We start from the raw sequence: 26,625 nt of genomic DNA, 5'->3' as shown, positions 1-26,625 counted from the left end.
TGTTCTGTAACCTAATCTAGCGATGGCGATGGCTTCCCGCTTTGCATCCCGCCTCAGCACCAATTAGTATTGCCTCCAGGGTAGGACGCCAGCGGGCGGGGCTGGCACGGTTAGGGGTCTGTATTGATGTTGAGAGGAACTGAACCTCTCCAGATTTGGGAAATCATATCGTCCCCCGCCGGGAATGCTGCGTTGCAATACGCAGCGGAAGGGGGCGCTCCTCCACTTGAGCCTTTGATCGGATTGATTGAAGAGTGGTGGGGCCAATGGCTGGACGATGATCGTGAAGATCATCTGCGGCGGCTGCATGAGATGGTGGCGCGCCTCATGGCCGCCAATGGCTGGGAAGAGGCCGGTTTCAGGCCGGTGCGCAGCGGGCGCTTCATCACTGAGGCGATGACGTTCCGTCGGGCGGGGTTCGGTCGGCTGCAGTAGCTCGATAAGAGGGCCAGGTAGCCCGTCAGGCCAAGGGTAGCCGTCAGGCCAGGAGCAGGTCGTCCTGCGCGGCGAGGCGCCCGATCAGGCCGCGCTGCCGGTCGAGGCAGGCCTGGAGATCGTATTTCGCCACAACCGAGTTACGAGCCGCCTGGCGCAACTCCGCGAAGGAGGCCGGCTTTTCCAGCGCCTCATTGATGGTCCCAGCCAGCGCTGCTTCATCGAAGAACGGCACCAGCAGGCCGTTGACCCGATCCGTGATCACCTCCTGGACCGGTGGCGTGCGCGAGCCGACGACGAGGCTGCCGCAAGCCATTGCCTCCAGCACCGACCAGGACAGCACGAAGGGCGTGCTCAGATAGACATGGGCGGCCGAGACCTGGAACAGCCGGATCAGCGCCTCATAGGCGAGCCAGGGGATATGGACGATCTGTGCGCCCAGCCCCGTCTCATTCAGCATGGCTTCGCGCCAAGGTCGCCCATCCGGACGCGGCCGGCCGTAGCCGGGCCCGTCACCGCCAACCGCAACGAAGATCGTGTCGGGCCGCCTGCGCGCGACGAGCGCTGCCGCGCGCATGAACTGCGGATAACCGCGATAGGGGTCGAGATCGCGCGCCGCGAAGGTCACCACCGGATCGCCGCGCCGCAGCCTGCGCCCGTCGGGCAAGGTGAAGCTGGCGTCCGGATTGGGATGGCATGCCGCCATGTCGATGCCGTCATGGCAGATCGCGATGCGCGAACGCAGGCTGCGGGGGTATTGCAGTTGTTGCCAGCGCGTCGGCGCATAGGCGGCGTCGAGCGTCTCCAACGTGACGAGCTGGGCCGCGTTGCGCATGCGGATGCGTCGGCGCTCCGCATCGGAGACCGGCGAGGATGGATCGAAATCGAGATCCGAGCCGGCTCCGTTATAGTAATATTCGCAATAACCGATCAGCGGCACGCCCGGCATCGCATCCTTCGCGAAGAGCAGGCCGCCCCAGCCGATATGGCCGATGACGACGTCAGGCGGATCGTGGCGCCGCAGCCGCGCGAGTTCGGCCGCCACGGCCTCTCCGGTCCGGACATGGTAGTCTGTTGCCGCCAGGGTGGCATGGGCCGTCGACGGCTCGCCGACGGAATAGGTCACCTGCCTGAGGCCCGGCCGCTCCTGCTCGGCCCGTTCGGTGATGAGCGTGACCTCGGCGCCTTCTGCGACGAGGCGCGCGATCAGGTGAGCAAATTGACCTGATCCTGAACGATGAACGAATAAGACGTGCATGAGGCGAGAAGGACCCCTCCATAGCGCAACGCATCGCTCCACCATTGTTCCAGGCGGCGCAGCGTGTCGTGGGTGGTCTGAAGATCGGTTTCGATGTCGATCTCCGGATTCTGGCCGAACTGGCTGGTCTCGTCGAGCAGGCGCAGCCGCTCGCAGAGAAGCTGCCCCTTGGGCGAGAGCGAGATTCGGGCAAGGCGCCGGTCGCGCGGCGAGGCGCCGCGATCGAGATAACCGCTCTCGACCAGCTGCTTGAGATTATAGGACGCGTTCGAGCCGACATAGTGGCCTCGATCGAGCAGATCGCGCACGGCGATCTCGCCCGCACCGATCGTCAGCAGCACCATCACCTGTGACGGCGAGATGTCGTCGACCCCGAGCTTGGTCAATTCAAGCCGCAAATAGTCGAGGAAGCGCCGGCTGACCCGCTCGATCATGCGAGCGAGGTCGAGCTGGGAGACGAAGCCGCGCATCGGATTAGTGTCTGCGTCGCTTCGTCTGGTCGGACTCCTGTGATCGTCGGTGAAAGCCCTGCCTAGGAATTGATCGCCGCTGTGCGGTTTGGAATGCATTCCCTACTCCGCCTGATTTCAAAATGTGCAATCCGTCCCCCGAAGAATCCCATCCCCCCATCGAATAGCCTACACGCAAAGCACATGCCACCCAAGATGTCGCGGGGGTAAGATTTTGATGACCTGTGGATAGATATGAACTGTTTCGAAATTCAAACTATCGCAACTTTTTGACTTAATTGTCGGCTTTGTTCAATTGTTATGACAACCTATTCTGTCATACTCTCGACACGAGTTGAAGGGCATGCTGTTAATTGTGCATGCACACTGTCGCTTCGGTCCCAGGGCTCGCGTCCGGCCGTCGCAGATTTTCATCCGGAGACGTGAATGAAGGCTGCAACCCAGGCGCCCGACGCCTTGATTCGAGATTTGCAGCGCTCCTTTGCGGGGGGCTTGGCCTATGCCGGCTTCCTGAGCTTCTGCGTCAATATCCTGCTGCTGACCGTTCCGCTGTTCATGATCCAGGTGCAGGAACGCGTCGTGGTCAGCCGCAGCCTGGACACGCTGACCATGCTCCTGGTGATCGCGGTGGGGGCGCTCGCGCTCTATGGCACGATCGAGTTCATCCGCTCCCTGACCTTCCAGGCGATGGCGAGCATCTTCGCGCGCCGGCTCAACCTGCCGGCGCTGCAGGCGGCGGTCTCGGCCTCGCTCGAGCAGGGCTCCGGCCAGTCCACGCAGGCGATCCGCGATCTCAACGACATCCGCTATTTCATTGCGAGCTCGGCGATCGCGACGCCGCTGGAGGCGGCCTGGTCGCCGATCTTCCTGGCGGTGCTGTTCATCTTCCACCCGATCTACGGGCTCGTCGGCGCCGTATCGCTCCTGATCCTGCTCATCCTCGGTGTGCTCTCCGACCTGCTGACGCGGCGCATCCTGAAGGAGGCCAACGAGGCGGGTGTCGCCAGCATCAACGAGGTCGGCGCCAGCCTGCGGCACGCCGAGACGATTGAGGCTATGGGCATGCTGCCGGCCTTGTCCCGGCGCTGGCGCGGTCAGCAATTGGCCATGATCGAGCATCTCGACCTCGGCACAAGGCGCGGCAAGTTCATCGCCGCGCTGACGCGCTCCTCGCGCATGACGATGCAGCTGGCGATCTACGCCACCGGAGCCGTGCTGATCATCCGCAACGAGGTCTCGGCAGGTACGCTGATGGCGGCGAGCATCCTGCTCGGCCGGCTGCTTGCGCCCTTCGATTCGATGATCGGGGACTGGCGGCAATGGGTGCTGGCGGCTTCCGCCTGGAAGCGGGTGCGCGATCTGGTGCAGTCGCGCGTCTCGCAGCGCCAGACCGTGCCGACGCCGCGGACGCAGGGCGATCTCGTCATCGACCGCGTCGTCTTCGCGCCGCAGGGCTCCGAGCAGACCGTGATCAAGAGCGTCTCCTTCACGCTCGAGCCGGGCGAGGTCCTGGGCATCGTCGGGCCGTCGGGCGCCGGCAAGTCGACCCTGGCGCGATTGCTCGTCGGCGTGCTCAAGCCGAATGTCGGCGGCGTCTATCTCGACGGCCACAATGTCTTTCTCTGGGAGCGCGGCTCCTTTGGCGACATGGTCGGCTATCTCCCGCAATCGGTCTCGCTGCTGAACGGCACCATCGCCGAGAACATAGCGCGCATGCGCAATCCCGATCCCCACGCCATCCTGGAGGCGGCGCGCATCGCCGGCGTGCACGAACTGATCGGCCGCATGCCGCTGGGCTACGACACCAATGTCAATGACGGCGATTTCAAGCTTTCCGGCGGCCAGCGCCAGCGCATCGGGCTGGCGCGCGCGCTCTACGGCTCGCCGCGGCTGATCGTGCTCGACGAGCCCAACGCCAATCTCGACGCCGAGGGCGAGCAAAGCCTGATCCGCGCGGTCAACGCGGCGCGCGAGAGCGGTGCGATCGTGGTTCTGATCGCGCACCGGCCCTCGATCATGCAGGTGGTCGACAAGATCCTGGTGTTGCGCGAGGGCCGCATCAACCAGTTCGGCCCGCGTTCCGCGATCGCCGGCATGATCACACCTGGCGGCCTGGTCGAGATGGAGCCGGGCAAGCAAGCCGAGCAGCCCAAGCCAGTGCGCGAGGTGACGGCATGAGTGGGCTTCCGATGCTGAAAGAGCCTGGCCGGTCGCTCGTCCCGTACTCGCAAGCCGCGGAGCCGGACGATGAGCGCGTGCCGACGCTGCGCAGCCTCATCCTGGCCGGCGTCACGGCGATCGCGGTCGGCTTCGGCGGTTTTGGCGCCTGGGCGCTGACCGCCCATCTCGACAACGCAGCGGTCGCGGCCGGCACCGTCATCGTCGACAGCAAGCGCAAGACGGTGAGCCATCTCGAGGGCGGTGTCCTCAAGATGCTGCTCAAGGGCGAAGGCGATCGCGTTGTCCAGGGCGAGCCGCTGCTGCGTCTGGAGGATGCTCGCGCCAAGGCCGAGCTGCAGCAGCTCCAGGGCAAGCGGGTCGGTTTCGAGGCCAAGCTCGCCCGGCTCAAGGCGGAACAGACCGCCTCTGCCGAAATCGATTTTCCCGACGATATCGACAGGGCGCAGACGCCGATCGCGCGCGAGGTCATGGTGGCGGAGCGCACGCTGTTTCGCGCTCGCGCGCAGGTCTATGACGGAAAGATCCGCATCCAGCAGCGCGTCATCGAGCAATATCAGGCCGAGTCCGAGGCGCTTCAGGCTCAGATCGATGCGACGCGCTATCAGCGCACCCTGATTGATGAAGAGACGCGCGTCGTCGGCGAGCTCTATGAGAAGCGCTACGCCAAGCGCACCCAACTCGTCGATCTCCAGACCAAGCAGAGCGAGTTGACCGGGCGCGCCGGCGAGATGGCGGCACGCAAGGCCAAGGCCGAGCAGGCGGTGGCTGGCGCCAATCTCGAGATTCTCTCGATCGGGCTCGATCGTCAGAGCGAGATCGCCAAGGATCTGCAGGATACGCAATTGTCGCTGTCGGAAGTGGTCGAGCGGATCATCCAGGCCGAGGATATCCTGCGGCGTCTCGTCGTCCTCTCGCCGCAGGAGGGCATCGTCGCCAATATCCGGATGCGCACCGCCGGCAGCGCCATCGCCGCGGGCGAGGCCATCCTCGACATCGTGCCCGAGCATGAGCCGCTGATCGTCGAGGCCAAGGTCGATCCGCGCGATATCGATGTCGTGCGGATGGGGGCCGAAACCCGCATCCGGCTCACGGCCTTCAACGCCCGGCTGCTGCCGCCCTTGCAGGCGACAGTCAACTATGTCGCCGCCGATCAGCTCGTCGACGACAAGACCGGCGCGGCCTATTTCATCGTGCGGGCCGAGATCAAGCCCGAGAGCCTCGCCGAAAATAAAATATCGCTGCAGGCCGGCATGGCGGCCGAGGTGCTGATCGTCAACGGCTCGCGCCGCGCGGTGGATTATCTGCTTTCGCCCATCACGGACAGCTTCCATCGAGCCTTCCGCGAAGATTGATTTCGGTAGGGAAATCAAGCGGTTGGGCGCGAATTCTTGGATACTGAATCAATTTTAGAAGATTGCTCTGGATTTTTCGTTTCGAATTTCGAGATTATTTTGGAGCGTTTTCCAGATTAAACCGCGATATTTAAAGTATAAATCTTGCTGCATCGCAAAATGGTCACAATAAAAGGCTTGCTGCGCTGCACATATTGGCTAATCTTTGGCGTGTCGAGCGATGGCGTGCTTCTTTAGCGTCATCGGAACGGCACCGAAATCCAGGGGGCGCTGCGGCTCGGTTCCGTAGACCTGGCGGTGCTTTCAGATCGCCTAGGAGGTGACTATATGGCCACGATAGAGGGAAGTGCATTCGACGACTTTTTGATCGGCAGCCGATTCAGCGACGTCATTCATGGCGCCGCAGGGCATGACGTCATTCACGGTGGTGGCGGAGATGATTTTCTCTTCGGCGACAGCGGCAATGACGTGGTCTTCGGTGATGCCGGCGATGATGCCATCTTCGGAGGCAGCGGCGACGATGTCCTTTTCGGGGGGCACGGCAACGACTTCCTGACCGGCGATGCGGGTAATGACGCATTGTTTGGCGATGACGGTTCCGATTTCCTGACCGGCGGAGCCGGCAACGACGTCCTGGACGGTGGTGCCGGGGACGACATTCTGCAGGGCGGCGCCGGCAATGACATCCTGCTCGGCGGTGCCGGGGACGATATCCTGCAAGGCGGCGCCGGCAACGACATCCTGCAAGGTGGTGCAGGCAACGACCTTCTGCAGGGCGGTGCGGGCAATGACGTGCTCATTGGCGGCGCCGGCAATGACATCCTGCAAGGTGGAGCGGGTGATGACCTGCTGTTCGGCGGCGCGGGCGACGACTTCCTTTCGGGTGGCGCTGGCCATGACGTCTTCGTCTTCGCCGGTGGCGGCGGCAACGATGTCGTACTCGATTTCCAGGCCGGCTCGGACATGCTGCAGATCGCCTCGGACATCAACGGCACGGGCGTTCACTCCGCCGAGGATGTGGCGGCGCGCGCGACGACGGTTGGCGGCAACGCCATCATCGATCTCGGCCATGGCGATACGCTGACCCTCGTCGGTGTCACGGCCGAAGACATCCAGAGCGATCCGCACTCCTACTTCTCGGTCGCCTGATGAAACTGCGACGCCGGCCTCTCCGGCCGGCGTCGCTCCCTGCTCAGCCGGATGTCGCCTCATGCTTACACTTGCGCCCGCCCAAGCGGTGGACACTGGATCAACGCATCTCGACCTGTTCCGGCTCAGCGGATCGGTCTTCCTGTTGTCGTGGACGCTTGATGCGCCGTCTTTCGGCCGTCCCGGCGTCTCACTGGTCGGTGGCGGCAGGCGCCTGGCCTCGGCTGCGGTCACGCTCGGCTTGAGTGACGGCCGCGAGCGCGTCGTCGTCGCTTTCCGCCATGGCGGGCATGACGGCATCGTAGCGACGCTCTCCGATCAAGGTACGGCCGGGGACATCACGGCGCGGTTCGATCCGGCCCTGGTCCACGGCATGACCGAGCCTGCGGAGATTCTGCGCGACTTGACGCCGAAGGCGAGGCTGGCCCTTGCAAGCGCGCTTGTCGGCCCCTGGCCGTCATTGTTCGGCCTGTCTGCGACGGCAAGCTATCTCTCGTTCCTGCGCCAGTTCCTGCTCTGCCTTGCGCCCAAGCCCGCGCCGGCCTTGCCCGTGGCCGCGCTGGTTGAGGGCAAGGTCCTTGTCGAAACCTCGGTGCAAGGCGGGCTCAGTCCGATCAAATCCATCCACCGGCTCGACAGTGCGGGCCTCAGCCGCCTCGACACCCGGCCACGCCTGGGCGCGGTCGACCGCGCCGGGCAGCGTGCCTTGCATTTCATCCTGGATGAGGGACCGGCGCGCAGTGCTGGTCTGCTCCTGCTCCAGGGCGAGACCGGTTTCGTCATTCGTGCCTTGCCGGCGCGCCAGGCGGCGCCGTCGCTCGGCCGCTGGTGGGCCGGTAAGTCCAGCACGCGCGACGGGTTGCGCAACTGGATCGTCGAACAGCTCTCCGGGCTATCGGAGCAGGGCAGGCTGCTTGCTATCGAGATGCAGCGGCGCGCGCCGCTCGCGGTGCAGAATGTCCGCCGCAGCGACGACCTGCCTTCAGCGGAGCTCGATATCGCGCTGTGCAATGCGGGCGGCCTGCTGCTGGGCGGCTGGTTGCGCGATCCGGACGGCCTGCTTGATCAGATGCTGCTTCATCGCGGCGAGGGGGCTGCGACCCCGATCCTTGACCGCCTGGAGCGCTTTCCGGCGCTGCTGCCGGGAGGTCCCGGCAATGAGCCTCGTTCCGCGACGGGGTTTGCCGCGCTTGTTCCCGGCTATGCGGCCGGCGCTCCGGTTCTGCAACCACGCTGCGAATTGAAGCTGAAATCCGGCACGTCTTTGTTCCTGCGCCCGGCCCTCCAGCCGGCCGATGCGGTTTCCGTCCGCGCCCGGGCGCTCGCCGCGATCCCGCCTCAGCATCTGACGGCCGAGATCATGGAGAGGACACTGGCCCCGATGCTCGCCGCCTGCCAGGCGCAGCTGCGCGAGGACCGGCCGGAGCCGCGCATCAAGCGTTTCGGCAAGACGCCGGCGCGCCCGGCCGCCTCGGTCGTGATTCCGCTCTATCGCGCCTACGAGTTCCTGCGCGTCCAGATTCCGGCCTTCGCCGGCGATTCCTGGTTCGCCGACAAGGCCGAGCTTATCTATGTGCTCGACTCGCCCGAGCATGAAGCCGAGGTCGCCCATCTCCTGGGCGGGCTTCACCTGGCTTATGGCCTGCCGATGCAGCTCGTCGTGATGGGCCGCAATGGCGGCTTCTCGGCTGCCTGCAATGCAGGCGCGAACCTGGCGCGCGGCGAGGCGCTGGCGCTGGTCAATTCCGATGTGATCCCGGCCAGCGATGGCTGGCTGCCGGCACTCATTCGCAAGCTTGACCGGCGCAATCGCGTCGGCGCCGTGGGGCCCAAACTGCTCTATGACGACGGCTCGCTGCAGCATGCGGGGCTCTACTTCAAACGCGACAGCAAAGGCTGCTGGCTCAACCATCATTACTTCAAGGGCATGCCGGGCCATTACGCTCCGGCGAATGTCGAGCGGCCGGTGCCGGGCGTCACCGGTGCCTGCATCGTCATGTCCCGGGCGCTGTTCACCGAGATCGGCGGCTTCGACGACGCCTATGTCATTGGCGACTACGAGGACAGCGATCTGTGCCTGAAGATCAGGCGCGCCGGCTTCGCCATCGTCTATGCGCCCGGCGTGGCGCTCTACCATCTCGAGCGGCAGTCGATCTCGAAGAGCCTCGACTACACGCGCGGCGTCGCCTCGCAGCATAATTCCTGGCTGCAGACCCGGCGCTGGGACGCGCAGATCGAATTGCTGATGAGCGAGATCGACGCTCCCGCATCAGTGCGCAAGCCATCCCTGCGCGAGCCCGACATCCTTCCCCGCGCCAATCTCAGGAGAGCGACAGCAGCATGACGGCGACACTGGCCTTGAGACCCATTGCGCCCGAACCGGCGCTTCCCAGCTGCCCGGTCGGGCCGGAGTTCGACTGGTTGCTGGCCTCGGTCCAGACCAACCGCTTCCTGCCGCATCCGCCGCCGGACAGCATTTTTGTCGGCGATGGCGATTATCGCGCGATCGGCTCGGAATTCCTCGGTCATTTCGTCCGTCTGGGCCGGTTGTCGCCGACGGAACGCGTGTTCGACATCGGCTGCGGCATCGGCCGCATGGCGGTGCCGCTGACGCAATATCTCGATCCCGAGCGCGGCAGCTATGACGGTGTCGACCCCGTCATGGACGGCATCCTGTGGTGTGCGCAGACGATCACGCCGGCCTATCCGCGCTTCCGCTTCCAGCGGCTCGACATCGCCCATCCGCTCTATAATCCGCAAGGCTCGCTGCCGGGCACCGAGGTGCAGTTCGGCTTCGCCAATGGCAGCTTCGATTTCATCACGATGGTGTCGGTCGCTACCCATCTGCCGCCCGACGAGCTCACGGTCTATGTCAACGAGGCCTCGCGCCTGCTGGCTCCTGGTGGCCGGCTCTTCCTGACCGCCTTCGCGCTCGACGGCCAGAGCACGGGGCAAGAGCGCCTGAAGTTCAAGCGCTGGCAGGATGGGCCGGGCTGGTACGCGATCGAGGAGGCGCCGCTGGCGGCGGCCGGCATCGACGCGGGCTTCCTGCTCGAGACCACGCAGAATGCCGGCCTGTCCGTCTCCAGCCTGAGCCGCGGCCATTGGCGGGGGATCAGCGCGGCGCATTACCAGGACCTGCTGATCGCCATCAAGCCGGAGCGCGGCCCGGAGCGTGGCCCGGAGCACAACCTATGACGCGCCGCATCCTCGTCGTCGCGCATAATCACCCGGACCTGCATCCCGGCGGGACCGAGATCTTCGCCCATGACCTGGCCCAGGGCTATCGCGAGCAGGGCTGCGAGGTGCTGTTCCTGGGCGCCACCAACAGCATCCACCGGCAGCCCCATCCCGGCACCGCCCTCCAGGCGACCGGCGAGAACGGCGACGTGCTGCTCTGGAGCGGCCATTTCGACCGCTTCCACCTCAGCCAGATCGATCATTACGGCACGCTGCAGGACCTCGCGACGCTGCTGCAGGAGTTCCGGCCGGACGTCATCCACATCCATCACCTCGTCCTGATCGGCGCGGAATTCCTGCCGCTGGCGCGCCGGCTGCTGCCGAACGCGGCGATCGTGATGACGCTGCACGACTATTATCCGATCTGCCACCATGACGGGCTGATGGTGCGGCCGACCGACAAGCAGCGCTGTTCCGGCGCCTCGCCGACGGCCTGCCATGGCTGCTTCCCCGAGATCGGTTCGGATCGCTTCCTGCTGCGCGAGCGCTTCCTGAAGACGCATCTGGCCGCGGTCGATCGTTTCGTCGCGCCGAGCCACTTCCTGCGCCAGCGCTATCTCGACTGGGGACTGTCCGGCGAGAAGATCGAGGTCATCGCCAATGCCCGGCCGGCGCAGGACGCCGTCGCGCACCGCCCGACCGAGGGACGCAGGACGAGCTTCGGCTATTTCGGCAACATCAACCCCTGGAAGGGGGCCTTGCCCCTGCTGCAGGCGGCGAAGCAGATGAAGGCTGCCGGTGAAACCGGCTTCGAGCTGCGCATCCATGGCGGCGCGCCGTTCCAGACTGAAGCCTTCACCACCGCTTTCGGCCAGGCCCTCGCCGCGGCCGGCGGCGTGGTGACCCATTGCGGCCCCTATCGCCGCGAGGACGTGCCGGCCCTGATGAGCGAGATCGACTGGGTGGTGATGCCCTCGATCTGGTGGGAGAACGCGCCGCTCGTCATCCAGGAGGCGTTCCAGCATCGCCGCCCGGTGATCACCAGCGGCATCGGCGGCATGGCCGAGATGGTGCGCGACGGCGTCGACGGCCTGCATGCACGGCCGGGCGATCCGGCCCATCTTGCCCGTGTCTTGCGCCGTGCGATCGAGGAAGACGGGCTCTGGCAGCGCCTCGTCGACGGCATCGCGCCGCAGTCCGGCATGGCCGATTGCACGGTGACGCATCTTGGTCTGTTCGACAGGCTCAAGCTCCAGGTGGCGGCATGACGATGGCGCAGAACCAGGACGACACGATCCGCATGCCCAACGTCACGCCGGCCCGCCTGAACGGCCGCGTCGATGCGCTCGACGGCAGCCGGCTGCATGGCTGGATCTGGGACGAGGCGCGCCCCGAGGAGCGCCTGACGGTCAAATTGCTGCGCGATGGCGCGCCGGTCCAGGAGGCGAAGGCCGATCAGAACAGGATCGATCTACGCCGCAACGGCATCGGTGACGGCAAGCACGCCTTCGCCATGGAACTCGACGATGCCGTCGCCGCGGCGCGCGACCACCTGACCATTATCGGTGTCTCCCCGAGCACGGGCGCGGAGCTCGAACTCAGGCTGCCGCCGCCGGCGGAGCTTGCGGCGGAGGCGGCGATCGCCGTGCCGCTGGCCCGTTTCTTCGACCGCGTCGAGGCATTGATCGCGCTGAACCGGCGTACGCAGATCGCGCAGAAGGAGCTTGGCGAAAAGCTCGACCAGATTGCGCTGCGCCTGAACGAGGACCGCGCCCCGGCGCGGGATACTGAGGTGGAGGCGGCGCGGGAGGATCATATCAGCCGGCGTCTCGCCGAGCTCGACATCTTCCAGCTGCGCTTCGACGCAACCTTGGCGAGCTTCGATGAGCGGCTGGTCACCATCCGCAAGGAGGCGCGTGCTCCGCTGCGGCAGGTCACCGTCATTCTCGGCTTTCTGTCGGGGCTTGCCGCCCTCCTGTCCTTTGTCACGCTCGCCGTGACGCTGGTTGATCGGTGATGTCCATGAGCGAAGTCATCGTTCCCGAACGAACCCGCCTCAGTCCCGCGCCAACCGTCGCCTGGACGCCGCTGGGTGAGAACGCGATCCTGATCATGAGCGCCTGCGACGCTATACCGGGCAAGGTTCCGGTCGCGGTCGACGGCAATCCGCGCAACAAGGTCGAGACCATGGCGCTGACCTGGCGCCGGCCTCAGGCTGATCCGACCATGGCGGTGGGCTTCCTGTGCCTGGCGCCCGCGCCATCCGCCGACCGCGCCGAACCGGGCGCCATCCTGCTTGGGCGTCCGGGCCGGCCGCTGCGCCTGATCCTGTCGCCGAAGCCGCTGCCGCTGCAGGCCTTCCTGGCTGCGCTGGCGGAGGAGGCGGGCCAGTCCTTCCCGACCGTGGTCGACGGCTTGCTGGAGATCCTGCTGGCTGGCAAATCCAACCCGCGCCGTCTGCGTGCGGTCGGGATGCTGCTGCAATCGGTCGCCAAGCCCGGCGGTTTCGTCGAAGTGATGGGTGCACTCGAAGAGGGCGTCTTCCTGCAAGGCTGGAGTTCGAACTTCGCTGCCGGACGCACCAAGCTGCTGATCGCCAATGGCGGCCTCACGCCGGCGGCGCTGGAGGCCGGCACCTTCGAGCGCGACGATCTCGGCGAGGGCGCGCGCGGCTTCTTCGGCATGCTGGAGGATTGCGCCATCCGCCATCCCAGCGAGATCGAGCGCCTGTTCTTCCGCGGCACCGATGGCTGGCGCGCGCTTGAAGTCTATGAGCGCTATGTCCTGCTCGAGCCGATCACCGTTCCCGGCCATCTGCGCGATGGCCTGCAGCGCGGCACGGCCCCGCAGGCGACGACCGACAAATTGCGCCGTGCTTCGCAGCGCTTCGACGGCCGCGACACGGTCTGCCTGCTGGACGTACCCGTGCGCGCGGGCATCGACAACGCCACCATCATCGAGAGCGCCGGCGTCTTGATCATCGGCTGGCTGTTCGATCCGGAACGCAAGGTCAGTGCCGTCACCTTGCGCAGCGGCGCGCAATCCTGCGTCATCGACCGGCTCTGGACGCGCGTGACGCGGCCCGACGTCTCGGCGGCCTTCATGGAGGATCCGCGTTTCGGTCCTGCTCTCGCCGCGCGCCGCAGCAGCCACGGCTTCATCGTCTTTGCGCCGAAACTGATACCCGAGCCCGGACAGCCGCTCTATCTGGAGTTCGAGATCGAAGGTTCCGGTCCGGCCTTCCTGCCGCTGGAGCCAGGCCGCGGCCAGGCGCGCCCGACGCTGGAGCGCATCTTCGGCCTGCTCGACCCGCGCTCCTCGACGGCGAACCTCGTGGTCGAGCGTCAGGTCGCCCCGGCCTTGCAGGCGGCCGAGATCGCGCCGCCGCGCGTGGTCGAGACCTTCGATGTCGGCGCCTTCGACCCGGAGGCGCCGCTTGGCCTGGTGATCGGGCTCGATCATCGTCATCGCGAGCTGTCCGCTTTGTTCGCGCTGCTCGCGATCGATCCCGAGGTCCGCCCCATCCCGATCGTGCTGGCGGCGCCGGGCGAGAGTTTTGACAAGATCGGCGCGGAGGCGCGGCGTCTGGCGCGGTTCTATGGGCTTTCCGTCAGGCTCGTCCTGGTCGAGGGCGTCGAGGACGCCTGCGACGCGCTGGAGGCCGGCGTGCGTGCCTGCCGTTTCCAGACCGTGGCTCTGCTTTCGGGCGCCGCGCAGATCAGGATGCCGGGCTGGCTCGGCCGGCTCGAGCGGGCCTTCCGCGGGCGAGGGGGCCAATGCGTCGCCAGCCCGACCCTGCTGTTCGAGGATAATTCGATCCGCTGGGCCGGAGCCTGGCTCGATGGCGAGGGGGCGAACCGGCGCGTCTCAAACCGCTATGTCGGCTATCCCCTGGAGGCCATCGGCAATCTCGGGCCGATGGAGGTCGCAGCCGGGGCGACCGAATGCTGCGTCATGGCGCGCGCCGCCTTCATCGAAGCCGGCGGCTTTGCGCGGAACTACTTCACCACCGGCGAGAAGGGGCTCGATCTCTGCCTCAAGCTCAGGATGGGCGGCGCACCCTCGCTCTGGGTCCCCGAGGTCGAGGTCTATGTCGTCGACGACGGCGAGATGGCGCGGCCTCATATCGGGGCGCTGGCGCAGCTCGCGGACCGGACCAGTTTCGACCGCCGCTGGGCGCTCGCAATCTCGAACATGAGAGGATGAAGATGCGGGTTCTTGTTGTGTCCCATGCGCATCCGTCGTTTTCGCTCGGCGGCGCTGAGATCGCGTCCTACAACCTGCATAAGGGCCTGCAGGCCCATGAGGGCGTCGATACAAATTATCTCGCCCGCGTCGGCGCGCCCACGCCGCGCCATGCCGGGACTGCGCTGATGAGCCTGCGCCAGCAAGGTGGCGAACTGCTCTATTATGCCGAGGATTACGACCACTTCCTGATCTCGAACCGCGCCACGGAGGAGATCGAGCGCGACTTCATCCGGGCCCTGCGCGACCTCAAGCCCGATGTGGTGCATTTCCACCATTTCATCGGGCTCGGGCTCGAATGCATCTTCGCCGTGCGCGACACGCTGCCCGATGCGCTGATCGTGGTGACGTTCCACGAATATCTCTCGATCTGCCACCATCACGGCCAGATGGTGAAGACCGGCGCCTTCAAGCTCTGCTACCGGGCCTCGCCGACGGATTGCAACGCCTGTTTCCCCGATATCTCGCCGGCCCGCTTCCTGGCGCGCGAGACCTTCATCAAGGGCGTGCTCGGCCTTGCCGACCATTACATCTCGCCGAGCCACTTCCTGGCCGAGCGCTACCAGGCCTGGGGCCTGCCGAAAGAGCGCTTCTCGGTGATCGAGAACGGGATCGACGTGCCCGAGGTCGCGCCGCCGCGCCCGCTGCCGGAGCCGACGGCGCGGCGCTCGCGCTTTGCCTATTTCGGACAGCTCACCCCCTATAAGGGCGCCGATGTGCTGATCGACGCCGTGACGCGCATTCCCGATGCGGTCTGGGGCGAGGATTCGATCCTGCTGGTCTATGGCGGCAATCTCGAGCGCCAGCCGCAGGCCTATCAGGACAAGTTCGCCAAGCTCGTCGAGAGCGCCGGCCGGCGCGTGCGCTTCTGCGGCGCGTTCCAGAACCATGAGATGCCGAACCTGATGCGCTCGGTCGATTGGGTGGTGATGCCCTCGATCTGGTGGGAGAATTCGCCGATCGTCATCCAGGAAGCCTTCTTCCACGGCCGGCCGATCCTCTCCAGCAATCTCGGCGGCATGGCCGAGAAGATCACCGATGAGGTCAGCGGCCTGCATTTCCGCTCCGGCAGCCCGGAGGATCTCGTCGACTGCATGACCCGGGCGCTGACCGAGCCGGATCTGTGGTCACGGCTGCGTGGCGGCATCACCCCGCCGCTCAACCATGTCGAATGCGCCGCGACCCATGTCTCGCTCTACCAGCGCCTGATCGCTGAGCGAGGCATGCCGATGCCAGCAAGCCGCACGGCGACGCCAATGATCGCCTGATGCCAAGCGGACATAAAAAGGGAAAAGCAAATATGGCCCGCATCCTCGTTATCAGCCCATCCGGGGAGGTCTACGACCACGATAATGTGCGCTGGTACGACCACAGCCAGCTCGCCAGCCACATCAACCACTATCACAACATCGGCGACGCCTTCGTCTTCGATTCCTCGCTCAAGCTCTTGAACTTCGAGCAGCTCGACGCGCTGCCGATCAGCCATGTCGACCCGGCGGCGATCGATCGCCTGAATGCCGAATACGACTACGTGTTCCTGCGCGGCTCCAACTACGTCCATGCCGAAATGGACTGGGAACGGACGGTCGATGTCCTGCGCCGGCTCAAGATCCCGGTGATCGCCTTCGGCATCGGCGCGCAGGCGCCCGTCAGCGGCAAGCTCGAATTGAGCCAGGATACCAAGACCGTGCTGCGCTTGATCGCGGAGTCCACCGCTTCGCTTGGCGTGCGCGGCACCTATTCCGCCGAGGTGCTCAACGAACTCGGCATCAAGAATGTCCGCATCATCGGCTGCCCGACGGCGTTCCGCGCCAACAACCCCAATCTCGCGATCCGCCTGCCGGCGCTCGACCAGGTCAAGACGGTCGGGGTGACGATGCGGCGCGAGGTCTCCAGGGACTATGCCCAGGACATCCAGCGCTACCTGACCTTCCATCGCGATCTGGTGAAGACGATGGCGGGCCGCTTCGACGTGACCCTGATGGCGCAGGGCGAGGTCGAGGAAAAGAAGCTCGCGCTCGGCACGCCCGAGCAGAAGGAGGAGGCCATTGCCGCCCTGCGCGAGAATGGCTGGGCGAATGAGTGGTTCCTCGATGAGGAGATGGAGCGGCTCTACCGCAGCCGGATGTTCTATTCCGACGTGGTCGCCGAGTATCAGCAGCTCGTGCGCGGGCTCGACCTCGTGCTCGGCTATCGCCTGCACGGCAACCTGATGGCGCTCGCCAATGGTACGCCGTCGATCTACTTCACCTATGACAGCCGCACCGTCGAATTCGCGGAAACCTTCAAGATCCCGAGTTTCGACGTCTTCTCCGGGCAGGAGTTCCGCCTGGAGGAGTATTGGGAGCAGGCGCGCTTCGACCGCTTCAACGCCAACTATACCCAGGTCTATGGCGCGATGCGCGACTTCCTGGTCGAGAACCGCGTCGACAACAAGATGCTCGGGCAGGCGGCAGCGGCCGCCGAGCCGGAGCGCAAGGTCGCATGATGAAGCGATGTCGCGCCGAGCTTGCGGGTCCGCTGGCGGCGCTCATGCTGCTGGCAGTGCCCTCTGCCTTGTCCGCGCAGGCGCCCGGCTACCGCGTCGAGATCGCGCCCGGTGCGCAGGAGGAGGTCGTCTTCGACTGGGCCCGGCAGCGCTGCGAGCAATGGGATATCCCCGACGCGCCGCTGCGGGCCTATCGCGACGACCGCGGCGAGGTCGTCGCCTTTGCGAGCCACCACCGCAGTCGCGCCATGATCGGCCGCGGGCTCGATCGGGTCGCCTCGTCCTGCGCCATCTCCTTCCAGGCCAAGCGCAGCGCCAATCCCAGCGATTTCAGCGATTTTAGCTGGATCGGCGCGACCTGGACTGGCAATGGCCGCGACGTCTTCGCGCTGATGCATGACGAGTATCACGCCAACGAGCATCCTGGCGCCTGCCGTTTCAAGGAGGCGATGAGCTGCTGGTACAATGTCGTGACCGCGGCGCGCTCGCGCGATGGCGGGCGCAGCTTCACTCCCGATCAGCCGCCGACGGTGGTTGCAGCCCCGACCTTTCGCCAGGATGTCGGGCAGGGGCGCCATCGCGGCTTCTTCAACCCCTCCAACATCGTCCAGCGTGACGGCGCCTGGTATGCGCTGATCGCGACGACGGGCGGCGAGGGGCAAAAGCCCGGCGTCTGCCTGTTCAAGACGACGAATATCGAGGATGCGACCAGTTGGCGGGCTTATGACGGCGCGGATTTCACCCTGCGCGCGGTCGATCCCTATCGCGGGGACCTGTCGCAGGCGAAACCCTGCCAGCCCTTGAAGGAATTGCCGACGACGGTCGGCTCGGTGACGCGGCACGAGGCAAGCGGGCGCTGGCTCGCGATCTTCCATCTCGGCCCCGACCCGTCCAAGGGCGTCGTCGGCGGGCGCGTCGCCTATAGCTGGTCGAGCGACCTGCTGAATTGGACGCCGCTGCAGACGCTCGTCACCCATCCGACGCTATGGAGCAAGGATTGTAGCGACCAGCAGCGCTACGCCTATGGCGCGATCGCCGACCCGGCCTCGCCCTCACGCAATTTCGAAACGACCGGCGACGAGGCCTTCCTGTTCATGACGAAGCTACATGTCTCCGGCTGCAAGATCGGCCCGGAGCGGGACCTCGTCCGGATCAAGGTCCGGATCGTGAAGGAGACACCATGAACGCGCCCGTCCTCAACCTCACTGCTGCCAGCTCGACAGGGCAGGCCATGAAAATCCTGCGCGCAACGACGAGCGAGATCGTCGTCTCGGCCGCCCGCCGGCCGGAGGGCAGCTGGCCGGACCTGCGCCTTCTGCTCGATGGGCAGGACTACGCCACGATTCATCCAGGCTCCCTGGTCCCCGGCGATGCGACCGTCGCCGAGCTCACCATACCGCTGCCGCGCCTGCCCGACGGGCGCCCGCATTCCGTCGCGGTCATGGATGCGGCGACGGGCGCGCTCGCCCCGGGCTCGTATCTGAGGCCTGTCGCGACCACGAAGGCGCTGAGAGCGCTGGTGATCTACCCGGCCGGCGAGGTCTATGACCACGACAAGGTGCGCTGGTACCGCGCGCCGATGGAGAAGCTGCTCTCCGACTATTTCAACATCGGCGACATGATCGTCTACGATTCGACGCTGAAGCTCCTGCGCTATGCGCATCTCGAGCCGATGAAGATCATGAACCCGACCGAGGCCGATATCGAGCGCTACGCCAGCGAGTTCGACTATGTCTTCGTGCGCGGCTCGAACTTCATCCATGAGAAGATGGAGTGGTTCCGCGCCGTCGAGGTGCTGGAGCGCGTCAAGCTGCCGGTCTACGCCATCGGCGTCGGTGCGCAGGCGAGCCTGAACCGCGCGATCGAGCTCTCCGAGGGCTCGAAGCGGTTCTGGAGCATCGTCGGGGATCGCTGCGCCGCCATCGGCGTGCGCGGCGCCTTCAGCGCCGAGACCCTGCGGCACAACGGCGTCAAGAATGTCGAGGTCGTCGGCTGCCCCTCGATCTTCCGCACCCGCAACCGCGACCTCGCCATCAAGATTCCCGACCAGCGCGAGATACGTAAAGTGGCCTTCAGCCTGCGCCGCGAATTCGACAGCAGCTACACGGCCAATCCCGAGACCTATATCCGCAACCAGCGCCAGGCCCTGCTCAAGGTCGACAGCCAGAGCGACATGGTGATGTCCTCGCATGGCGAGCAGGAGGAGAAGGCCTTCTTCCTGCGCGACGATGCCGCCAAGGCCAAGGCCGTCGCCGAGTTCGTCCATTCCGGCTGGTGGGATGGGCCCGACGATGCGCGCATGCGCGAGATCTACGAGAAGAAGCTGTTCAGCTTCTTCGATGTCGAGCGCTACGACGAATTCGCGGCTGGCCTCGACCTCGCGGTCGGCTACCGCGTCCATGGCGTCTTGCCGGCGGTGGCGCATGGCGTGCCTGGCGTGCTCGTCGCCTATGACACGCGCAGCCAGGAACTGGCCGAGACGCTGAAGATCCCGGTCGTGCCGGAAGCGGCGCTGGCGGAGGGCGGCTGGCGCGCCGTCTACCAGGAGGCGGCGCTGAACGCGCTCTCGAAATCCTACGCCCAGTCCTATGACCGCATGCGGAATTTCCTGGTGGCGAACGGCGTGCCGCACCGGATGTGAAGAGGCCGGGCCGCCGGCTCGCGCCGGCGGCTCCTGCGATCGATTGTCTAGAGCGGTTTCCGATCCAATTGGATCGTTCATCCGCTCTAGCACTTTGTTTTGACGCGTTTTCTTCACGCGAACCGGCGTCCACTTCGCTGGAAAACGCTTTTTGAGGGGGTCCGCGGCGGCGACGCCGGCGGCCAGTAGCGGCAGGAGCATACCGATGAAGATCGAATACGACGCAGGCACCGCGCTCTCGATCATGCGCGGCAATTCCGCCCGCGGCTGGACCTCGGGCAAGGCCGAGCGGATGGCGAAAACCCGGCTGACCACCGGCGATTTCGTCCAGATCGAGCACAAGCCGAAATTCCAGATCGATCCGTCCTGGCCGATCTTCACCATGGGCTCCTGCTTCGCGCGCGAGGTCGAGAATGTCCTGATGATGCGCGGCCTGTCGCTGGTCACCAGGGGCCATGGCGTGCCGGCCGAGCATTTCGAGACCTGGGACGCCACGACCGGGCGCGGCGGCGGGGCCGCGGGCGGCGAGTTGAGCCGGGGCGCGCTGAACAAATATTCGGTGCGCTCGATGACGCATGAACTGAAGCGCGTGCTGCTCGACGAGAGCTACCCGCATGACGGGCTGATCGAGCTCGCGCCGGACCAGTGGTTCGATCCGCATGCCAGCGGCCTGCGCCTGCTCGACCGCGAGACCGCCTTCGCCAACCGCAAGCGCCTGACCGCCGCGACCGCGACGATCAAGCAGGCGCGCATCTGCTTCTTCACCCTGGGCCTGACCGAGACCTGGCTCGATGCGGAGACCGGGCTTGCGATGAACGCCCATCCCGGCCCCGCCTGGCTCGCGCGCATGCCGGAGCGCTTCCGCTTCGTCGACTACGGCTATGAGGCGACGCTTGCCGACATGCTGCAGATCATTGCGATGATCCGCGAGCATTGCCACCCGGAGATGCGCTTCGTCGTCACCGTCTCGCCGGTGCCGCTGGGCGCGACCTTCAAGGACGCCGACGTCATCGTCGCCAATAGCGGCTCGAAATCGGTGCTGCGGGCGGTCGCCGAGGAGCTCTTCCGGCGCTTCGACTTCGTCGACTACTTCCCGAGCTACGAAATCGTGCTCAACTCGCCGCGCGCGCTGGCCTTCCAGGAAGACCAGCTCCACGTCGCGCGCGACATGGTCTCCTGCGTGATGAGCCATTTCGAGCGCAGCTATCTCAGCGGCGAAGCGGCACGCTCGGAAGCGGCTTAGTCGATCGACGAAGATATCGTGCTGCGCGGAATCGACTGCGCGCAGCACGATAGCGCGGAGGTCCTAATGGACCACCGCGCCCCAGCAGGATGCACTCGCTATAACCCCATCATGGGCGCGTATCGCCGAAGGCTTGGCGCACTAGCCCGATCAGTGGGTGGTCATCTGTCACCCACTCGACAGCGATCCTGCGGATGAAAGCCTCGCCATCTATGGGCCATCCGAGATCGGTCAAAAGGGTGCTGGAAGCGGACAGTAAGGACGCCAGCGCCGGCTGGTCGAATACGTAGACTGCGCCTCCCTTGATGCAGCAATCCTCAGGTCCAAGCACTCGCACTTGACGACTGCCGTTCGCGTAATCTTGCTCGACGGCTGGTATCGTGAGGCGGAGGACTTTCATCACCGTCGGGAGCGGGAGATAACCCACCGGCTTTGCAGGTCCCACGAGCGCGAGGCTTTCCAAAATATCGGCCCGCTGTTGCGTCGTCGGTACAAAGGTCGCCATGGCGCTAAAATCTATGCGTCTCAGGAAGACTGCAAGCCTGCCAAGGTCTGTCCATGCATCGGCCTTTCCCGAAAATGGGCCTGTGTGCCCCCGATCCGTAGATTCAAGAGGCGCCTTCACGTGCCTCAGGGCGCTCTAATTGCACAGGGGCGCCGGGCGCCGCGCTAACTCTACCGAGATCATCTCGTTGACTTCCCCCTGCCTCTCCTTAACCTATTGTTAAGGTTGTTGAGTGGCGGGGACGATATGCGTACGCGAGTGGTCATGTTGATGGCGCTGGCCCTTGCCGGCTCACCGGCCGCTGCTCAGGCCCCAGACCCATACTTTCGGTCTGCCCAGGAGACCTTCAACGGCCTTCAGGTCGATACGCGCCTCTGGTTCCAGATCGTCCTGACCAGCGCGGGCTTCTGGCCAGCCGTGCCCAACGTGACCTATTCGCGCCGGCTCTACGACGCGACCCAGCAGTTCCAGCGAGCTCGTGGCGAGGAACCTACCGGTATCCTGACGAAGGCCCAGGTTGGGCAGATGCTCCAGTCCGCGTCGTCGGTCCTTAACGGCTGGGGGCTGCGTTGGGTGCCCCATCCGACCCGAGGGCGACAGCTGTGGGTCCCGATCGGACTGGACCTCCAAGCCACCCGCACGGACCTCGGGGTGGAGATGCGGGAGCCCAGGAACAGGTTCAAGCTGAAGTTCAATGCAATCCCAGCGGCCTCCGTGGGGGCGGCCTACGAGGCCACGCTCCGCGAGATGGTCGGCAGTGGCGACAGCATCAACTTCAAGGTCCTGAAAGGGGACTTCTTCGCGATCGCCGTCAATCAGGGGCGCTACAAGCGGTACGTCAGATACCACACGGACGGCGACGGCATCCTCGGCTTCGACATGTCTTGGTCTGAGGATGATGCACCGATCTACGGCAACCGCCTAGTGACGATCATCTCGGGTTCCCTGTGGGCCTCCATGACGGGCTCACCTTTCCCGACCACGCAGCGGGGCACTTACCCATGGGAAAAGCCGGACAAGCCCCCAGAGCCAGAGGTGGCCAGCCAGCAGCGTCCTGCTCCACCGCCTTCACCGCCACCGGCCCAGGAACCCGCGAAGGTGAAGTTCTCGACCGGGTCGGGCTTCTTCGTCTCCAAGGCAGGGCACATCCTGACGAATGCCCATGTCGTCAAGGATTGCACGACCATCACCGCCCGGCCTGACGGGGCCACACCGGTGCCCGTCCAGCTAGTCGCCAGGGACGCCACGAACGACCTCGCGGTCCTGAAGGTCTTGGGGCAGGCGGAGCGTACCCTCCCGATCCGCGCAAGCGTCCGGCTGGGTGAAGGCATCGCTGCCTTTGGGTTCCCCCACAGCGACATTCTGGCGACCACCGGGAACTTCACCTTGGGCAACGTCACGGCGCTGGCAGGGCTCCGGGATGATAGCAGGTACCTTCAGGTGTCCGCCCCGGTTCAGTCGGGAAACTCCGGGGGGCCGCTGGTGGACGCATCGGGCAACGTGGTGGGGATCGTCACGGCCAAGTTGGACGCGATCAAAATGGCCGAGAATCAGGGGGACCTGCCGCAGAACGTCAACTTCGCCGTGAAGGCGTCCCTGGCCACGAGCTTCTTGGACGCCAACCAGATCAGCTTTGATGTGGGCGTGCCGGGGGAAAAGCTGGACCCCGCCGACCTTGCCGAGAGGGCGAAGAAGGCGAGCGTGCTCATCACCTGCCGATGATCGACAGGTCCGTTCCGACCCGTTGCGGAAGTTGCGGGAACCCAGCGCCACCAGCATGATTGCCGACAAGTTGGGAGGGCACGGGATGTTCGACGCTGGACGGGTTCGGGAGCGCATAGAGCAAGCAGCTTTGGCAGAGATGGACTTGCCGCCCGAGGTCGCGCGGGATGTCGCCTTTCACATGACCGACTGGCTCGATGACCTGCGACGCTACGTTGCGTTTTGCGAGAACCCGGAAAGTTTTGAGGCGAAAGAGATCGACAATTTACTGCTGGCGTTCCTGGGGCACGTCCCAAATCATATCGCCGCTGCTGCGAAGCTGTATGCGGATTTCCCCGTGGCCGATATCTTCGGAGTAGGTGCGACCAGTCCCATCGCGACCTCAGACTAGATGCCGGACCGACGTGTCCCTTCAGCGGCCACCACGACGCAACCAAGTTGCTCCCGGCAAAGGCTCTCCGTGTCCCGCCCAGGCGCGCATTCCACCACCCTTGCCGTCCCGCACGTACTTTGCATCGCTCGGAAAATCTGCCGCCACCAGTCTCATCACCCGGACGAAGGTGGCGATTTCCACTTGGATTAGGCCCTTGGCTCGGTCTTGATCCGACGTGACCATGAACGCGTCGTACGTCTCAGCCTGCCCCAGGACCTCGACAAACACGAGGCTATGGACCAGCAGGTTCAAGAGGCGCCGGCATGGCAGACCCATGGCCTCCGGTGAGCCGAGATCAAAGTGGGTATCGAACTTGTGGTTGTTGAACTGAGTGAAGCCGGGCGCGGTCGGCGGAAATCGCACTACTGCGATGTCTGCTGCCAGGAGATCGGTAGATATCTTCACGGCGTCGTCCAGCTTCCTCATGGCGTAGGCGGCAAGGAACACCTTCCGTTCCACCAGGAATGATCGACGCTCCGATTGCTGGGGCCTGGACGCCCACCGCTCGATCACGTCCGCATCTAGCTGAAGGTGGCGCTTCCAGGGCGCACTCTCGTGGATCACCGCAGTGCTCCCGTGTTGGTTGGAAGTTTGGTCTCACAGTGACGTTGCGAGCCCCGTTGGGTACCATTTTGGGTCCCCTGTTGGGTGCCGGGGTAATTTTGGCACCCGGTAAATATTTGATTGGTTTCGATTTTTTGGCGCCACCGGTAAGTGGCTGGGGGACTAGGATTCGAACCTAGACAACCAGAGTCAGAGTCTGGGGTCCTACCGTTAGACGATCCCCCAACGGCGCGGTGCGTTCGCGTTGGTGAGCCGGGGTCTAATCAAACCGAGCCCGGATGGCAAGTGCAGAATGCGAGCTTGTGGATGATCCGTCGCGAGCACACTGTGTCGTTGGGATTGTCGTGGCCTTCGCGCAGCCGAGCGCGCTGCGCGTAGCCCCAAAAGAAAAAGGGCTACGCCGAAGCGCAGCCCGAAGTCTAGGGAGGAAACGCCCAAGGAGGGCGACACAGCATCTCTGCTGCGGTGCACAAGAGATAGGGCTTCCTTTGGCCCTGCACAAGAGGAAAGGGACAGCATGGCTGTCCCTATTTTAATCTTCCTGCCCATAAAAGCGCCGTTTTGTCATATTTGGCAGGAGTGAGCGCTAAAGAGGCAGTTTGAGCGGGCAAGAAGATCGTTTCGAAACTCCAGCCCTCATCCTGAGGAGCCGCGAAGCGGCCTCTCGAAGGATGCTCCAGATGATTCCGGAGCCTCCTGGAACATCCTTCGAGACGCGCTCCTGCGGAGCGCTCCTCAGGATGAGGGCTCGGGAGTTCTCAAAGCAGCCTTGGAGATGCGCGTTCCGGCATGCCGGCCCGGCAGGAAAAACCGGGCACAAGCCGGGCGCAAACTGCTATGAGAGCGCCATGTTACGCGCCTTCCTGACCTATTATCGCCCGCACCGGACGCTGTTCCTCGTCGATTTCGGCTGCGCCGTGATCTCCGGCCTGCTTGAACTGTGCTTTCCGCTGGCGGTGAGGGGATTCGTCGACATCCTGCTGCCGCGCGGCGACTGGCCCTTGATTCTTATGGCGGGGGCGGGGCTCCTGCTGATCTACACGGTCAATTCCGGGCTGATGGCGATCGTGACCTATTGGGGGCACCGGCTCGGCATCAATATCGAGACCGAGATGCGCCGGCAGGCCTTCGACCATCTGCAGAAACTCTCTTTCCGCTTCTATGACGAGCAGAAGACCGGCCATCTCGTCGCCCGCGTCACCAAGGATCTGGAGGAGATCGGCGAGGTCGCCCATCACGGGCCGGAAGACCTGTTCATCGCGGTGATGACCTTCCTCGGCGCCTTCGTGCTGATGACCTATATCCATGTCGAGCTGGCCATGATGACGGCGCTGGTGGTGCCGCTCGCCGGCTTCATCGTGGCGCGCTATGGCGGGCGCATGACCCGCAACTGGCAGGCGCAATATGGCCGCGTCGGCGCGTTCAATGCCCGGCTGGAGGAGAATATCGGCGGCATCCGCGTGGTGCAGGCCTTCGCCAACGAGGCGCATGAACGCGCGCTCTTCGCCGGCGACAACCAGCTCTACCGCGCCACCAAGCTCGACGCCTATCGCATCATGGCGGCGAGCCAGGCGCTGAACTATCTCGGCATGCGGCTGGTGCAGCTCGCGGTGATGCTGGCGGGCACCTGGTATGTCGTGCAGGGCTCGCTGACGATCGGCGGCTTCGTCGGCTTCCTGCTGCTGGTCGGCGTGTTCTACCGCCCGCTCGACAAGATCGCCGCCGTGATCGAGACCTATCCCAAGGGCATCGCCGGTTTCCGGCGCTATCAGGAGCTGCTCGCGACGCAGCCCGATATCGCGGACAAGCCGGGCGCGATCGTGCCCGTGGCGCTCGAAGGCGATATCCGCTTCAGCGGCGTCAGCTTCGGCTATGCCAAGGGCCGGCCCGTGCTGGCGGGCGTCGATCTTGCCATCGCTCCCGGCGAGACGGTCGCCTTCGTCGGCCCGTCCGGCGCCGGCAAGACGACCTTGCTCTCGCTCTTGCCGCGCTTCTACGAGGTCGATTCCGGAGCCATCAGCATTGACGGCATCGACATCCGCGACATGACCCTGGCCGGCCTGCGCAGGCAGATCGGCATCGTGCAGCAGGATGTCTTCCTGTTCGCGGGTACGATCCGCGAAAACATCGCCTATGGCCGGCTCGACGCCACCGAGGCCGAGATCACCGAGGCTGCGCGCCGCGCCAGGCTCGACGCCATGATCGCCGATCTGCCCGCCGGGCTCGACACCGTGGTCGGCGAGCGCGGCGTCAAGCTCTCGGGCGGGCAGAAGCAGCGCCTCGCCATCGCCCGCATTTTCCTCAAGAACCCGCCGATCCTGATCCTGGACGAGGCGACCTCGGCGCTCGACACCGAGACCGAACAGGCGATCCAGGCCTCGCTCAGCGAGCTCGCGCGCGGCCGCACGACCTTGGTCATCGCGCATCGGCTCGCCACCATCCGCCATGCCCACCGCATCGTGGTGGTGACGGAGGAGGGCATCGCCGAACAGGGCAGGCATGAGGACCTCGTGCACGCCGGCGGCCCCTACCAGACCCTGCACGAGGCGCAGGTCTCGCCGCTGCGCCTGTCGCTCGGGGCGGCCGAGTGAGGCTCAGCCGGAGCGGCTGTCCGGAGCGTGAAACAGGCTCTGAAACCTGCCTCCGGCTTGCGCAGAGGCTGACGTTTTTTAGGCGTTGACAAGCGATTTAGGGCTCTTCAAATTCATAGGTACACAAATGATTATGCCGGCTGACGCAGAGGCGTCGGCATGCGACAT

General features: G+C 65.1%; 21 protein-coding genes and 1 tRNA gene. 17 read left to right on the top strand and 5 right to left on the bottom strand.

Annotated elements, in window-relative coordinates; translation table 11 throughout:
* The first annotated feature begins 192 nt into the window (after positions 1-192).
* On the top strand, positions 193-435 hold the full coding sequence (locus J2Y55_RS07635) for a hypothetical protein (protein WP_146055850.1): 243 nt from the start codon (positions 193-195) through the stop codon (positions 433-435).
* A gap of 43 nt (positions 436-478) precedes the next feature.
* On the opposite strand, the gene J2Y55_RS07630 is transcribed toward J2Y55_RS07635, so the two are convergent.
* A complete protein-coding gene (locus J2Y55_RS07630; protein ID WP_310150101.1) occupies positions 479-1,693 on the bottom strand; it encodes a glycosyltransferase in 1,215 nt (404 codons plus the stop codon).
* Positions 1,642-2,163 (bottom strand): MarR family transcriptional regulator, encoded by a 522-nt coding sequence (locus tag J2Y55_RS07625; protein WP_069691928.1) that lies wholly within the window; start codon positions 2,161-2,163, stop codon positions 1,642-1,644. Before J2Y55_RS07625 ends, J2Y55_RS07630 begins: the two co-directional genes overlap by 52 nt.
* Positions 2,164-2,589: 426 nt before the next feature.
* On the opposite strand from J2Y55_RS07625, the gene J2Y55_RS07620 reads away from it, so the two are divergent.
* The 13 genes from J2Y55_RS07620 (at position 2,590) to J2Y55_RS07560 (ending at position 20,642) form a co-directional block, all read left to right on the top strand.
* A complete protein-coding gene (locus J2Y55_RS07620; RefSeq protein WP_310150090.1) occupies positions 2,590-4,341 on the top strand; it encodes a type I secretion system permease/ATPase in 1,752 nt (583 codons plus the stop codon).
* Positions 4,338-5,696 carry an HlyD family type I secretion periplasmic adaptor subunit gene (locus tag J2Y55_RS07615; RefSeq protein WP_310150087.1) on the top strand — a complete coding sequence of 453 codons (1,359 nt, stop codon included), beginning with the start codon at positions 4,338-4,340 and terminating at the stop codon, positions 5,694-5,696. The genes J2Y55_RS07620 and J2Y55_RS07615 overlap by 4 nt, the downstream gene beginning before the upstream one ends.
* Positions 5,697-6,023: 327 nt before the next feature.
* Positions 6,024-6,845, top strand: coding sequence for a calcium-binding protein (locus J2Y55_RS07610; RefSeq protein ID WP_310150083.1), 822 nt, complete (start codon positions 6,024-6,026; stop codon positions 6,843-6,845).
* Between the two features lie 61 nt (positions 6,846-6,906).
* Entirely contained in the window at positions 6,907-9,189 is a 2,283-nt protein-coding gene (locus tag J2Y55_RS07605; protein WP_310150080.1) for a glycosyltransferase, read from the top strand.
* Positions 9,186-10,043, top strand: a complete 858-nt coding sequence (locus J2Y55_RS07600) for a class I SAM-dependent methyltransferase (RefSeq protein WP_310150078.1) — start codon at positions 9,186-9,188, stop codon at positions 10,041-10,043. Before J2Y55_RS07605 ends, J2Y55_RS07600 begins: the two co-directional genes overlap by 4 nt.
* Positions 10,040-11,293: a glycosyltransferase family 4 protein gene (locus tag J2Y55_RS07595; RefSeq protein ID WP_310150076.1), complete on the top strand. Its 1,254-nt coding sequence runs from the start codon at positions 10,040-10,042 to the stop codon at positions 11,291-11,293. The genes J2Y55_RS07600 and J2Y55_RS07595 overlap by 4 nt, the downstream gene beginning before the upstream one ends.
* Positions 11,290-12,042: a hypothetical protein gene (locus J2Y55_RS07590; protein ID WP_310150074.1), complete on the top strand. Its 753-nt coding sequence runs from the start codon at positions 11,290-11,292 to the stop codon at positions 12,040-12,042. Before J2Y55_RS07595 ends, J2Y55_RS07590 begins: the two co-directional genes overlap by 4 nt.
* Before the next feature lie 5 nt (positions 12,043-12,047).
* A complete protein-coding gene (locus J2Y55_RS07585; protein ID WP_310150071.1) occupies positions 12,048-14,231 on the top strand; it encodes a glycosyltransferase family 2 protein in 2,184 nt (727 codons plus the stop codon).
* Complete coding sequence (locus J2Y55_RS07580) at positions 14,228-15,538, top strand: glycosyltransferase family 4 protein (protein ID WP_310150068.1); 1,311 nt, start codon at positions 14,228-14,230, stop codon at positions 15,536-15,538. Before J2Y55_RS07585 ends, J2Y55_RS07580 begins: the two co-directional genes overlap by 4 nt.
* A gap of 32 nt (positions 15,539-15,570) precedes the next feature.
* Entirely contained in the window at positions 15,571-16,758 is a 1,188-nt protein-coding gene (locus J2Y55_RS07575; RefSeq protein ID WP_310150066.1) for a polysaccharide pyruvyl transferase family protein, read from the top strand.
* Positions 16,755-17,942 carry a hypothetical protein gene (locus tag J2Y55_RS07570; RefSeq protein WP_310150063.1) on the top strand — a complete coding sequence of 396 codons (1,188 nt, stop codon included), beginning with the start codon at positions 16,755-16,757 and terminating at the stop codon, positions 17,940-17,942. The genes J2Y55_RS07575 and J2Y55_RS07570 overlap by 4 nt, the downstream gene beginning before the upstream one ends.
* Positions 17,939-19,399 carry a polysaccharide pyruvyl transferase family protein gene (locus J2Y55_RS07565; protein ID WP_310150059.1) on the top strand — a complete coding sequence of 487 codons (1,461 nt, stop codon included), beginning with the start codon at positions 17,939-17,941 and terminating at the stop codon, positions 19,397-19,399. The genes J2Y55_RS07570 and J2Y55_RS07565 overlap by 4 nt, the downstream gene beginning before the upstream one ends.
* A gap of 205 nt (positions 19,400-19,604) precedes the next feature.
* Complete coding sequence (locus tag J2Y55_RS07560; protein WP_310150056.1) at positions 19,605-20,642, top strand: GSCFA domain-containing protein; 1,038 nt, start codon at positions 19,605-19,607, stop codon at positions 20,640-20,642.
* Positions 20,643-20,751: 109 nt separating this feature from the next.
* On the opposite strand, the gene J2Y55_RS07555 is transcribed toward J2Y55_RS07560, so the two are convergent.
* Positions 20,752-21,147 (bottom strand): hypothetical protein, encoded by a 396-nt coding sequence (locus tag J2Y55_RS07555; protein ID WP_310150053.1) that lies wholly within the window; start codon positions 21,145-21,147, stop codon positions 20,752-20,754.
* Between the two features lie 264 nt (positions 21,148-21,411).
* Here J2Y55_RS07555 and J2Y55_RS07550 point away from each other — a divergent pair, with 264 nt between their 5' ends.
* Positions 21,412-22,869: a trypsin-like peptidase domain-containing protein gene (locus J2Y55_RS07550; RefSeq protein ID WP_310150050.1), complete on the top strand. Its 1,458-nt coding sequence runs from the start codon at positions 21,412-21,414 to the stop codon at positions 22,867-22,869.
* A gap of 85 nt (positions 22,870-22,954) precedes the next feature.
* Positions 22,955-23,260, top strand: coding sequence for a hypothetical protein (locus J2Y55_RS07545; protein WP_310150048.1), 306 nt, complete (start codon positions 22,955-22,957; stop codon positions 23,258-23,260).
* 21 nt (positions 23,261-23,281) lie between these two features.
* Here J2Y55_RS07545 and J2Y55_RS07540 read toward each other — a convergent pair whose 3' ends face one another.
* Positions 23,282-23,866, bottom strand: coding sequence for a hypothetical protein (locus tag J2Y55_RS07540; RefSeq protein ID WP_310150046.1), 585 nt, complete (start codon positions 23,864-23,866; stop codon positions 23,282-23,284).
* 151 nt (positions 23,867-24,017) lie between these two features.
* Positions 24,018-24,091, bottom strand: a tRNA-Gln gene (locus J2Y55_RS07535).
* Between the two features lie 623 nt (positions 24,092-24,714).
* Between J2Y55_RS07535 and J2Y55_RS07530 the strand changes: the two genes are divergently transcribed.
* Positions 24,715-26,457: an ABC transporter ATP-binding protein gene (locus J2Y55_RS07530; protein WP_310150045.1), complete on the top strand. Its 1,743-nt coding sequence runs from the start codon at positions 24,715-24,717 to the stop codon at positions 26,455-26,457.
* Positions 26,458-26,625: the final 168 nt, after the last annotated feature.

Source organism: Allobosea sp. BE125, assembly GCF_031456075.1.
Classification (GTDB): Bacteria; Pseudomonadota; Alphaproteobacteria; order Rhizobiales; family Beijerinckiaceae; genus Allobosea.
Note: the sequence above shows the minus strand (reverse complement) of the source record. Positions and strands in the feature narration are given on the sequence as shown.